The organism is Chromobacterium piscinae, assembly GCF_021129175.1.
GTDB lineage: Bacteria > Pseudomonadota > Gammaproteobacteria > Burkholderiales > Chromobacteriaceae > Chromobacterium > Chromobacterium piscinae.
In genome coordinates this window covers 1-12,232 of record NZ_JAJOHV010000115.1, presented here as the reverse complement: position 1 = coordinate 12,232, position 12,232 = coordinate 1, and the positions used below count along the sequence as shown (strand labels likewise).

Genomic DNA, 12,232 nt, shown 5'->3' with positions numbered 1-12,232 from the left:
CCGCCCGGCTGGACGCCGAGCTGGTCCCGATGGGCTCGGCCGGCGCCAAGGCGATGGCGGTGCTGCGCGGCGAGGCCCACGCCTATCTGCACGCCGGCGGCATGAACGAATGGGACACCTGCGCGCCGGTGGGCGTGGCCTTGGCCGCCGGCCTCCACGCCTCGCGGATAGACGGCTCGCCCTGCGTGTTCAACCAGGCGGACGTGAAGATGCCGGACCTGCTGATCTGCCGGCCGGAGCTGGCGAAGACGCTGCTGGCGGCGATCGCGGCGGAGCAAGCGCCGGACGATTGAAAGCAGCTAACTAAAGTCCGAGGCAAGACATGCCGGCGCAGCCAGTACAAACTGGCACGGCGAATCGCGGCGACGCGACCTCAGGCTTTTTGTTCGCCGCGTCAAGGCAGCCAGCGCCGAATAGGCTCCAAATCCAAGTGCCGCTCCAGCATGTCCGCCAGTTTGTCGATATTGGCCTCGCGCAGCGCCGGGTAGTCCAGCGCCTCGGGCTCCGCCAATCCGGCCCAGCGCAGGATGGCCTGGCAGGCGGCCGGTTCGTCCAACACGCCGTGCAGATAAGTGGCGAAAATCTGGCCGTCATCCGAGCGCGCGCCATCCACCGAGCCATCGTCAAACTGGACGGCCGGATGCGCCAGCGCCGGTCCCTGGCTTACGCCCATATGGATTTCGTAACCGGCGGCCTCGGCGTCGTCCAGCGTCAGCCGGCCGCGCATCCGCGTCAGCCGCTTTTCCGGCGCCAGGGTGGTTTCCATATCCAACCAGCCCAAGCCGTCGCCGCTGCCTGGCTCGCCTTCCAGCCCATCCGGATCATGCAGCTTTCTTCCCAGCATCTGCAGGCCGCCGCAAATGCCCAGCACCTTGCCGCCATAGCGCAGGTGGCGGCGTATCGCCTCCTCCCAGCCCTGCTCGCGCAGCCAGGCTAGGTCCGCCAGCACGTTCTTGCTGCCGGGCAGCACGATCAGGTCGGCCGGCGGGATGGGCTGGCCGGCGCGCACCAGGGTGAACTCCACCTGCGGGTGCAGGCGCAGCGGGTCGAAATCGGTGTGGTTGCTGACGCGCGGCGCAGCCGGCGCCGCCACCCGCAGCTTGTCGCCATCACCCGCCGCGCCGCCCGGCTTGTCCAGGCCCATGCTGTCCTCGGCCTCCAGGTGCAGGTCGTACAGATAGGGCAGCACGCCCAGCACCGGCTTGCCGGTGTGCTGCTCCAGCCAGTCGACGCCGGTCTTGAGCAGGCTCGGATCGCCGCGGAAGCGGTTGATCACCAGACCGACGACGCGGGCGCGCTCGGATTCGGACAGCAGCGCCAGCGTGCCGGCCAGATGGGCGAACACGCCGCCGCGCTCAATGTCGGCCACCAGGATCACCGGGCAGTCCACCGCCTCGGCGAAGCCCATATTGGCGATGTCGCCGTCGCGCAGATTGATCTCGGCCGGGCTGCCGGCGCCCTCGGCGACAATGCATTGATACTGCTCCGCCAATCTGGCGTGCGACTCCAGCACCGCCTTCATCGCGATAGGCTTGTAGCCGTGGTAACCGCGCGCCTCCATATTGCCGATGGCGCGGCCCTGGATGATCACCTGCGAGCCGGTGTGGCTGTTGGGTTTGAGCAGCACCGGATTCATATCGGTATGCGGCTCCACGCCGCAGGCCAGCGCCTGCACCGCCTGCGAGCGGCCGATCTCGCCGCCGTCGGCCGTCACCGCGCTGTTCAGCGCCATGTTCTGCGGCTTGAACGGCGCCACCTTCACGCCGCGCCGGGCCAGTAGCCGGCACAGGCCGGTGGCCAGCGCGCTCTTGCCGGCGTCGGACGTGGCGCCCTGGATCATGATGGTTTTGGCGGTCATGGCGATCTCCCTGCGCATGGATGGCGAACAACGCTTAGAATGGCGGCTTGATTCATTCCGGCCGCCCAAAGCGCGACAGAATTGCGCATTGGATAATTTCTAGCGGCGGCCGGCCATTATATAGGGCCGCTTGTTGAATTCCGCACTGTTTCTGCCGATCGCGCTGCTGCTGGACCGTCTGCTGGGCGAACCACCGCGCTGGCACCCGCTGGTCGGCTTCGGCCGGCTGGTCAAGGCCATGGAGCGGCTGGCCTACCCGGCCGCGCCGCAGGCGGAGCCGGTCTGGCGGATGCGCTTGCGCGGCGCGGCGGCCATCGCGCTGCTATTGGCGCCCTTCACGCTGGCCGCCTGGGCGCTGGCGAGACTGCCGCTGCTAGAGATTATGGCTCCGGTCGCCCTGCTCTATCTGGCAGTCGGCGCTCGCAGCCTGGCCCAGCACGCCGAGGTGGTGCGCAAGGCATTGGCCGAAGGCGACCTTCAACTTGCCCGCGAGCGGGTGGGCTGGATCGTCAGCCGCGACACCAGCGAACTGGACGAAGCCGGCGTCGCCCGGGCAACCATCGAGTCGGTGCTGGAAAACGGCAGCGACGCCGTCTTCGCCGCGCTGTTCTGGTTTCTGATCCTGGGCGCGCCCGGCGCGGTGCTGTACCGGCTGTCCAATACGCTGGACGCGATGTGGGGCTACAAGAACGACCGCTACCTGCACTTCGGCTGGGCCGCCGCCCGCTTCGACGACGTGCTGAACTACCTCCCTGCGCGGCTTACCGCCGTCACCTATCTGCTGCTGGGCAAGGCCGCCGACGGCTGGCGCTGCTGGCGCACCCAAGCCCCGACCTGGTACAGCCCCAACGCCGGCCCGGTGATGGCCGCTGGTGCCGGAGCGCTGGGCGTGTCGCTGGGCGGCAGCGCGCGCTACCACGGCCAGTGGAAGGAACGTCCGCCGCTCGGTTGCGGTCCCACTCCTACGCATGAGGACATCGGCCGCGCGGTGCGGCTGGTCAACCGCGGCATGTGGCTGTGGGCGGGCCTGTCGTTCGCGGCCGCCATTTTGATCGGAGCGATCCATGCTTGAACACGGAGGCGGCCTGCTGCGCGCGGCCGCGGAATACGGCATTCCCGCCGACGACTGGCTGGATCTGTCCACCGGCGTCAATCCCAACGGCTGGCCGGTGCCGCCGCTGTCGGCCGACAGCTGGCTGCGGCTGCCGCAAAACCATGACGGGCTGGAGGCGGCGGCGGCGGAATATTACGGCAGCGACCAGCTGCTGGCCGTGGCCGGCTCCCAGCCGGCGATCCAGTTGCTGCCCAGACTGCGCGCGCCCTGCCGCGTCGGCATGCTGGCGCTGTGCTACGCCGAGCACCCCCACCACTGGCAGAAACGCGGACACCAGCTGTTCCGGCTGTCACCGGATGAGCTGGCCGCCGGCATCGACCAACTGGACGTGGTGTTGCTGTGCAACCCCAACAACCCAACCGGCGACCGCTTCGATGCGGCGCTGTTGGAGAACTGGCGGCAGCGGCTGGCCGCGCGCGGCGGCTGGCTGGTGGTGGACGAGGCATTTCTGGATGCCGCGCCGGAAGACAGCATGCTGCCGCGCGTCGGCAAGCCGGGATTGATCGTGCTGCGCTCAATCGGCAAGTTCTTCGGCCTGGCCGGCGCGCGCGCCGGTTTCGTCTTTGCCTGGCCGGAACTGCTGCAGGCGCTGGCCGAGGAGCTGGGGCCATGGACGGTGGCCGGCCCGGCGCGGGAGGCGGTGAAGCTGGCGCTGCGGGATGTGGAATGGCAGCAGGCCATGGCCAGCAAGCTGCAACGCGACAGCGCGCGGCTGCAGCGCTGCCTGGAGCGGCACGGCCTGCCGCCCGCCGGCGGCTGCGAACTGTTCCAGTGGGTGCCAGACGCAAACAGCCTGCCGCTGCACCGCTATCTGGCCGGCCGCGGCATCCTGACCCGCCATTTCGAAGCCATCCCCAGCCTGCGCTTCGGCCTGCCCAGGACAGACGCCGACTGGGTGCGGCTGGAACAGGCGCTGGGCGACTGGCGGCGGCACGCCGTCCGCGATTGAACCGACGCGCCGCCGCCTCAAGACTTAGACTGTGGCGTTGAACGCCTCATCGTAAGCCACCTCGCCAACCGGCGTTTCCGCGCCGAAGGCCAGCGCCTGGAAGTATTCTGCCGGAATGCCCGGCAAGGTCAGGCTGGGATGCGCGCGAAAGCCGAAGCGGCCGTAGTAAGCCGGATTGCCCAGCACCACGCAGCCTCGCGCGCCCTGCTCGCGCAGAAGCCGCAGCGCCTCGCGCATCAGTTGGCCGCCTATGCCGCGCTTTTGCCGCTCGGGAGACACCGAGATCGGCCCCAGCCCATACCAGCCAGCCGCGCCGGAAGACACCGCCACCGGCGAAATGGCGACGTGGCCGACGATGCCGCTGCCTTCATCGGCAACCAGAGAGACGGTCAGCTGGCCGCGCCGGCGCAGCGCGTCGACGATGAACTGCTCGGTATGGCTGGAATGGGCCTCATCGCGGAAGGCCGCTTCGGTCAGCGTGAAAATGGCGCCGATATCGGCGGTTTGTTCCTTGCGAATGATGATGGTCATGCGATTGTTCCTTGAGAACGGCCGCGCCGCGGCAACCCGCCGGCGGCGCGAGCCGGGGGTTAACGGTTGTCTAGCTGGGCGCGCACCGCGCCAAGAGCCTGTTTACGATCTTTTTGCGGCATCGGCCATTTTCTGCCGGATGCAGGGCGCGGAAAACGGCCCGCCGCAGTGTCGTTCACTGCCAGGGACGTTTGACAAAGCCATGCGCCGGCAGAAAATGGCCCCGAAGGGCAGCCCAGCCCGCAGGCCATCTGCGGCGTTGTCAGGCTAGGCCTTGGAATAACCAAGGCCTACGCCCTCCGCCTTACATCTGGCCTGCTGGCTGAGCTGCGATGCTCGTAAAAAGATCGCAAACAGGCTCTAAGGCCGGCCCGGTTGATCAGGTAAGGCTGGCCATTGCGCGACTGCATCAGCCGCTTGCTCTTCAGCTTGGTGAAAACGAGGTAGCTGCAGTCGGACAACAAATACCCTTCGCGGGTATAGCATTCGACGGAACGGATTCGGCCGGCGTCATCGCGCATCTGCACAATGTGGCCGCCCTTGGCGAGGACGTGGAGCGTCCGTTGCTCTGGCTTGGAGAGATTCATATTGTCGGAAACGGCAAATCAATACGCGATACCGCATGCGCCGCTTAAGGGCATGCGAAACGATGGGCGTACGGATAAGCAGCCAGCCACGGGGGCGGGTCAGCTTATCGGGTGATTGCAATCTCCAACATACAAAGCCTTTGCCTGCGAACGTAATTCTGATGGGAACGCGCGCCAAATGGACTGGACGCGGACCCGGATCATACCCCACTACCGGCCAAAACGCCAAATCCGCCAATGCCTTAGCGCCCTCCGCCCCCGATCCGGCCATCGGCCATCCACCCCGCGCCTTGTTCACAGCATCGGCGTTGTCACGTATGATCCAGTCCAATCAATGACGGTGCCCCTCGATGGGTGAAACGGGAACGCGGTGAGAAACCGCGGCTGCCCCCGCAACTGTAAGCGCAGAGTCCACGCCTGACGCCACTGGCCCCTAGCAAGGTCGGGAAGGCGGCGCCGGACGACGACGCGCGAGCCAGGAGACCGGCCGTCATACGTGTCGACGCAAGCAGAAACCGGGCGGGGTGTACCGGGGGATACGCACATGCGCCGCCCATGAAAAACCAGCGGACTGTGCCCTCGCTTGCGCGACGAGAATCGTCTTCGAGGGCACCATGCATCCATCCACCGCGCCGTCCGCCGGACGCCGTCTGGCGCGCCACGCGCCCATCATCGCCGGGCTGCTCCTGGCCAACCTCCTGGCCTGGGCCTGGGCGTTCGCCGCCTTCGCCGACCATCCGGCCCAGCTTGCCACCGCCCTGCTCGCGTATCTTTTCGGCCTGCGCCACGCAGTAGACGCCGACCACATCGCCGCCATCGACAACACCGTGCGCAAGCTGATGCAGGAAGGCCGCCGGCCGTCCGCCGTGGGCCTGTTCTTTTCCTTGGGCCACTCAACGGTGGTCGTCATCGCCGTCGCCTTGATCGTGTTCGCCGCCAGCGCGCTGCAAAGCCGCGTCACCGGCTTCAAGGAGATCGGCGGCGTCATCGGCACCAGCGTATCGGCCTTCTTCCTGTTGACGCTAGCGCTGATCAATCTGTCGTCCCTGCGCGCCGTATGGGGGGCCTTCCGCCGCGCCCGCGCCGGCGAACCCATCTGCGACGAACAACTGGACCTGCTGCTGAACAACCGCGGCCTGATCGCGCGCCTGCTCAAACCGCTGTTCCGCATGGTGACCAAGAGCTGGCATATGCTGCCCATTGGCCTCCTGTTCGGCCTGGGCTTCGATACCGCCACCGAGATCGGCCTGTTCGCCATCGCCACCTCGCAAAGCGCCAATGGCGTGGCGCTATGGCACATCATGGTGTTCCCGGCGCTGTTCACCGCCGGCATGGCGCTGGTGGACACGCTGGACAGCATGATGATGGTGGAAGTGTACGGCTGGGCCTTCGTCAATCCGGTGCGCAAGCTCTGGTACAACCTGACCATCACCTTCGTCTCCGTCGTCGTCGCCGTCGGCATCGGCGGGCTGGAAGGCCTGGGACTGCTGGCGGACAAGCTGCAGCTGTCCGGCGGCTTCTGGGACCTGATCTCGGCGTTGAATGACGACCTGGCTCACTTCGGCTACTTCATCGTCGCCGTCTTCCTGTTCACCTGGCTCGCCTCCGCCGGCATCTACAAATGGAAACGCTTCGACCAACTGACGCCGGAGGCGCGATGAGAACCCACGACAAACACGTGCTGATGTGCACCGGCCCGCGCTGCACGCCGGACGGCCAGGGCTCCGAGGCGATGTTCCTGCACCTGGGCCGCACCATAGACGCCTGCGAAGGCCTGCGCGCCAAGCGCACCCGCAGCCACTGCTTCGCCGTATGCAAAGAAGGCCCGGTGATGGTGGTGTACCCGGACGGCGTCTGGTACCGCAAGGTGAGCGAGACCGATATCGAGCGCATCGTCTGCCAACATTTGAAGGACGGCGTCCCGGTCGAGGAATTGGTGTTCCATAAAACCGGCATCGGCGACATCGAAACGGAGACACAAGCATGAGCGCCGAAATCGCGCTGTTGAGCCACGCCGGCACCGACCTCGCCGCGTTGTCGCGCGCGCGTTGGCCAGAAGACTTTCCCGCCGTCGCCGGCATCGCGCTGCAAGGTATCAGCGACGAAGCCGCGATGCAGGCGCTGCTGGACGGCCAACTGGCCGACGCCCGCGCCATCGTGCTGCGCGTGCTGGGCCGCGCCGACACCATCCCCGGCTTGGAGCGGCTGCTGGCCCATGCCCGCCGCTTGCAGGCCGCGGTCATCGTGGTCAGCGGCACCGGCGAACCGGACCCGGAATTGCAAGCGCTGTGCAGCGCGCCGGTATCGCTGCAGCAGGACGTCCATGCCTATTTGCAAGCCGGCGGCAGCGCCAATCTGGGCGAGATGATGCGCTGCCTGGCCGACCGGCTGCTGCTGACCGGCTTCGGCTATCAAGCGCCGCAACCGCTGCCCGAGCATGGCATTTACCACCCGGAGCTGGCCTCGCCCTGCTCGCTGGACGATTGGCTTGAAATCCGCCATCCGGATTGGCCTAGCGTAGGCCTGTGCTTCTACCGCGCGCACTGGCTGTCCGGCAACACCCGCTTCATCGACCTGCTGGTGGACTGCCTGGCCGAACGCGGCGTCAACGCGCTGCCGGTGTTCACCTCGTCCTTGCGGACCATAGAAAAAAATGGCCTGCCAGCGGCGCTGGCCCTGCTGGCCGATCCGCGCGCGAATGTTTCGCTGCTGATCAACACCACCTCGTTCGCGATGGGCGACATCAACAACGACGGCCCAACCCAGCCCGGCTGGGCGGTGGAGGCGTCGGACCAGCTGGACTTGCCGGTGCTGCAGGCCATCACCAGCAGCATGACCCGCGAGCAATGGGAAGCGTCCGACCGCGGCTTCAATCCGCTGGACACCGCGATGAACGTGGCGCTGCCGGAGTTCGACGGCCGCATCATCGGCGTGCCGCTGAGCTTCAAGCAGCCGGCGGAGGCCGGCCAGGCCGAGCAATACGCGCCGCTGCCGGACCGCGCCCGCCGCCTGGCCGGCATCGCCGCGCGCTTGGCGCGGCTGCGCCATGTGCCCAATGCCGATAAGCGCATCGCCTTCATCTTCACCAACTCCAACAGCAAGGCCTCTCAAATCGGCAACGCGGTGGGCCTGGACTCGCCAGCGTCCCTATACGCGATGCTGCGCGGCATGCAGGCGCGCGGCTACCAGATGGCGGAGCTGCCGCCGGACAGCGACGCGCTGATGCACGAGCTGATAGACCGCGGCGCTTACGACCAGGACTACCTGACCGCCGAGCAAATGAAGAACGCCGCCGCCCGCGTGCCGGCCCAGCGTTATCAAGCCTGGTTCGACGAACTGCCGGACGCGCTGCGCGACAAGATGCTGCAGCGCTGGGGCCAGCCGCCGGGCGGCGCTTACGTCGACGGCGACGAACTGGTGTTTTCCGGCCTGGATTACGGCAATGTCTTCGTCGCGCTGCAGCCGCCGCGCGGCTACGGCATGGATCCGGACGCCATCTACCACACGCCGGACCTGCCGCCCACCCACCACTACTACGCGCTGTACCGCTGGCTGCGCGACGACTGGCAGGCCGACGCCATCGTCCACGTCGGCAAGCACGGCACCCTGGAATGGCTGCCGGGCAAGGGCGTGGGCCTGTCGCAGCACTGCTTCCCAGACGCGCTGCTGGGCGACATGCCGCTGTTTTACCCCTTCATCGTCAATGACCCGGGCGAAGGCTCGCAGGCCAAGCGCCGCGGCCATGCGGTGATCATCGACCACCTGACGCCGGCGATGACCACCGCCGACAGCTACGGCCCGCTGGCGCAACTGACCCAGCTGGTGGACGAGTACTACCAGGTGGAGTTGCTGGACCCGAACAAGCTGCCGTTGCTGCAGCAGCAGATCTGGGACCTGATCAAGGAAGCCAAGCTCGACACCGACCTGGCGGCGATGCTGAAGCACGACCATGACCACGATCACGGGCATGAACACGAGCATCATCACGATCACGACCATGGCCACGATCATCCGCATGGCGGCCATCAGCGCGCGCCCGCCGCCGTCCACGGCAAATACCGGACTCAAGCGGCCAAGCCGGCGACCGCGATGAAGCCGGCGGCGGCCGCCGCGGCGAAATACCGCCCGGCAAAGACCGCGCATGGCCACGACCATGGGCACCATCACCACCACGATCATGACCACCACGGCCACCATCATCATGATCATCACGGCCACAGCCACGATCATCACGACCATGACCACGACTGGGACGACACGCTGAACGCAGACGGCGTGCCGCTGAGCCTGGCCAAGATGGACGGCGTGGACGTCGCCCACCTGATCGAGGACATAGACGGCTATCTGTGCGAGCTGGGCGCGGCGCAAATCCGCGACGGCCTGCACGTGCTGGGCAACGCGCCGCAAGGCGAAGCGCTGATCGACATGCTGCTGGCGCTGACCCGGCTGCCCAATCTGGCCATACCCGGCCTGCCAGCCAGCGTGGCGGCGGCCTGCGGCGGCGATTGGGCGCTGTGGCAGCAAGACCAGGGCAAACGCCTCTCCGAGACGCCTGCCGCCTTGCAGGCCTTGGCCGGCCAGCCGCTGGTCACCCGCGCCGACGCGCACGACGCGGTGCTGAAACTGGCGCGCGCGCTAATCGCCGAGCTGTCCGCGCGCGGCTACAACGCCGCCGCGGTGCCGAGCGCCGTCGCCGCCATCCTGCCCGGCATCGAGCCGTGCGCGCAGCTGGAGCAGGTGCTGACCTTCGTCTGCGCCGAGCTGTGCCTCAAGCTCGCCCGCACCGCCGAGGAGATAGACAACCTGCTGCGCGGCCTGGAAGGCGGCTACGTGCCGGCAGGCCCCAGCGGCGCGCCGACGCGCGGCATGGCCCACATCCTGCCCACCGGCCGCAACTTCTATTCGGTGGACCCGCGCAGCCTGCCGTCCAACGCCGCCTGGCGCATAGGCGATGGCCTGGCGCGCGAAATGCTGGCCCGCCATCTGAAGGAAACCGGCCAATATCCGGAATCGGTGGCCATCAGCGTGTGGGGCACCAGCGCGATGCGCACCCACGGCGACGACATCGCCGAAATCCTGTCGCTGCTCGGCGTCAAGCCGCGCTGGCAGCAGGAAAGCCGCCGCGTGCAGGGCCTGGAAGTGATCCCGCTATCCGAGCTGGGCCGGCCGCGCATCGACGTCACCGTGCGCATCAGCGGCTTCTTCCGCGACGCCTTCCCCCACCTGATTTCGCTGGTGGACGAGGCGGTGCACACCGTGGCGCGGCTGGACGAGCCGGTTGAGCAGAACTTCCTGCGCAAGCACTACCTGGCTGACCTGAAGAACGAACTGCTGGGTGCTCTGCCCGATGCCGACGCGCAATCGCTGTACCGCGTGTTCGGCGCCAAACCGGGCAGCTACGGCGCCGGCATCCTGCCGCTGATCAACGAGCAGAACTGGCAGAACGACGCCGACTTCGCCACCGCCTACGTCAACTGGGGCGGCTACGCCTACGGCCGCGAGGCCAACGGCGCCGACGCCCGCGACGCCTTGCGCCATCGGCTGTCCGGCGTCGAGGTGGCGCTGCACAACCAGGACAACCGCGAGCACGACATTTTCGACAGCGACGACTACCTGCAGTACCACGGCGGGATGATCGCGACGATACGCAGCCTCAGCGGCCGCCAGCCGCGCGCCTTCTTCGGCGACAGCCACAATCCGGAGGCGCCTGCGGTGCGCGGGCTGAAGGAGGAAGTGCTGCGGGTGTTCCGTTCGCGGGTGGCCAATCCGAAGTGGATCGCCGGCATCCAGAAGCACGGCTACAAGGGCGCGCTGGAGCTGACCGCCACCGTCGACTACCTGTTCGGCTACGACGCCACCGCCCAGGTGGTGGACGACTGGGTGTACGAGCAGCTGGCGCAAAGCTACGCGCTGGCCCCGGCGATGCAGCAGTTCTTCGCCGACAGCAACCCGTGGGCGCTGAACGCCATCACCGACCGCCTGCTGGAAGCCGCTCAGCGCCAGCTGTGGGCGGAGCCGGACCCCGACACCCTGGCCGCGCTCAAGCAGCTGCACCTGGATAGCGAGGCGCTGCTGGAAGCGCGCGGAGAAAACCAAGCATGACGCCGATTTACCCCTTCGCCGCCATAGTCGGCCAAGAGCAACTGAAGCAGGCGCTGCTGATCTGCGCGGTGGACCCCACCGTCGGCGGCGTGCTGGTGCGCGGCGACAAGGGCAGCGCCAAGAGCACCGCCGCGCGCGGCCTGGCCGCCGTGCTGCCGCCTATCCGCCGCGCCGCCGGCTGCGGCTACAACTGCGAGCCGGAGCATCCGCTGCCGCTGTGCCCGGTATGTTCCGGCGGCGCGCGCGAGCTGCATGACGGCCCGGTGCCCTTCATCAACCTGCCGCTCGGCGCCACCGAGGACCGGGTGCTGGGCAGCCTGGACTTTGAAAAGGCGCTGCAAGGCGGCAAGCAGGCGTTCAAGCCCGGCCTGTTGGCCGGAGCCCACCGCGGCATGCTGTATATCGACGAAGTGAACCTGCTGGCCGACCATCTGGTGGACGTGCTGCTGGACGCCGCCGCGATGGGCGTCAACACCGTCGAGCGCGAAGGCTTGGCGGTCAGCCACCCGGCGCGGGTGACGCTGCTCGGCACCATGAACCAGGAAGAAGGCGATCTGCGGCCGCAGTTGCTGGACCGCTTCGGCCTGATGGTGGACGTGGCCGCGCCGCGCGAGCCCGGCCTGCGCGCCGAGGTGGTGCGCCGCCGCCTGGCCTTCGAGGCCGACCCGGCTGGCTTCGCCGCCCAGTGGCAAACCGACAGCGAGGCGCTGCGCGAAAACATCGCCGCCGCCCGCGCGCTGCTGCCGCAAACCCGGCTCAGCGATAGCCTGTTCCACTTCGTCAGCGAGCTGTGCTGCGAATTCGATGTCACCAGCCTGCGCGCCGACATCGTGCTGAACAAGGCCGCCCGCGCGCTGGCCGCGCTGGATGGCCGCGCCGACGCCAGCGCCGAAGACATCCGCGACGCCGCCCGGCTGGTGCTGCCGCACCGCCGCCGCCGCAAGCCGTTCGAACAAAGCGGGCTGGACCAGGACAAGCTGGAGCAGATGACGCAGCAGGCGTCCAACCCGCCTCCTCCGCCAACGCAGGACCAGGGCGACGCCACGCAGCCGCCGCCGGACGCCGACAGCGAACAGGAACAGGAACAGGAA

The 12,232-nt window shown here is 67.8% G+C and carries 10 protein-coding genes and 1 riboswitch; of the genes, 7 read left to right on the top strand and 3 right to left on the bottom strand.

Translation table 11 applies throughout. The annotated features are described in order from the left end of the window. On the top strand, positions 1-293 hold a 293-nt coding region (locus tag LQR33_RS22085; protein WP_331282875.1), incomplete at its 5' end, for an inositol monophosphatase family protein. A gap of 101 nt (positions 294-394) precedes the next feature. Here LQR33_RS22085 and LQR33_RS22080 read toward each other — a convergent pair. After that, positions 395-1,858, bottom strand: a complete 1,464-nt coding sequence (locus LQR33_RS22080) for a cobyric acid synthase (RefSeq protein WP_221664661.1) — start codon at positions 1,856-1,858, stop codon at positions 395-397. A 133-nt stretch (positions 1,859-1,991) separates the two neighbouring features. On the opposite strand from LQR33_RS22080, the gene cbiB reads away from it, so the two are divergent. Then, entirely contained in the window at positions 1,992-2,930 is a 939-nt protein-coding gene (gene cbiB, locus LQR33_RS22075) for an adenosylcobinamide-phosphate synthase CbiB (protein ID WP_231470434.1), read from the top strand. Further along, positions 2,923-3,921 (top strand): threonine-phosphate decarboxylase CobD, encoded by a 999-nt coding sequence (cobD, locus tag LQR33_RS22070; RefSeq protein ID WP_231470433.1) that lies wholly within the window; start codon positions 2,923-2,925, stop codon positions 3,919-3,921. The genes cbiB and cobD overlap by 8 nt, the downstream gene beginning before the upstream one ends. 24 nt (positions 3,922-3,945) lie before the next feature. Here cobD and LQR33_RS22065 read toward each other — a convergent pair whose 3' ends face one another. After that, entirely contained in the window at positions 3,946-4,452 is a 507-nt protein-coding gene (locus tag LQR33_RS22065; protein ID WP_231470432.1) for a GNAT family N-acetyltransferase, read from the bottom strand. A 290-nt stretch (positions 4,453-4,742) separates the two neighbouring features. Next, positions 4,743-5,039 carry a YjhX family toxin gene (locus LQR33_RS22060; protein WP_231470431.1) on the bottom strand — a complete coding sequence of 99 codons (297 nt, stop codon included), beginning with the start codon at positions 5,037-5,039 and terminating at the stop codon, positions 4,743-4,745. A gap of 321 nt (positions 5,040-5,360) precedes the next feature. Next, a riboswitch (cobalamin riboswitch) is annotated at positions 5,361-5,545 on the top strand. Between the two features lie 108 nt (positions 5,546-5,653). On the opposite strand from LQR33_RS22060, the gene LQR33_RS22055 reads away from it, so the two are divergent. From LQR33_RS22055 to LQR33_RS22040, 4 genes are all read left to right on the top strand, one after another. Beyond that, positions 5,654-6,700: a HoxN/HupN/NixA family nickel/cobalt transporter gene (locus tag LQR33_RS22055; protein ID WP_166438589.1), complete on the top strand. Its 1,047-nt coding sequence runs from the start codon at positions 5,654-5,656 to the stop codon at positions 6,698-6,700. Then, positions 6,697-7,026, top strand: coding sequence for a (2Fe-2S) ferredoxin domain-containing protein (locus LQR33_RS22050; RefSeq protein ID WP_104946610.1), 330 nt, complete (start codon positions 6,697-6,699; stop codon positions 7,024-7,026). Before LQR33_RS22055 ends, LQR33_RS22050 begins: the two co-directional genes overlap by 4 nt. Further along, entirely contained in the window at positions 7,023-11,141 is a 4,119-nt protein-coding gene (locus LQR33_RS22045; protein ID WP_231470430.1) for a cobaltochelatase subunit CobN, read from the top strand. Before LQR33_RS22050 ends, LQR33_RS22045 begins: the two co-directional genes overlap by 4 nt. Further along, the coding region (locus LQR33_RS22040; RefSeq protein ID WP_231470429.1) for an ATP-binding protein at positions 11,138-12,232 on the top strand (1,095 nt) is incomplete at its 3' end. The genes LQR33_RS22045 and LQR33_RS22040, both read left to right, overlap by 4 nt.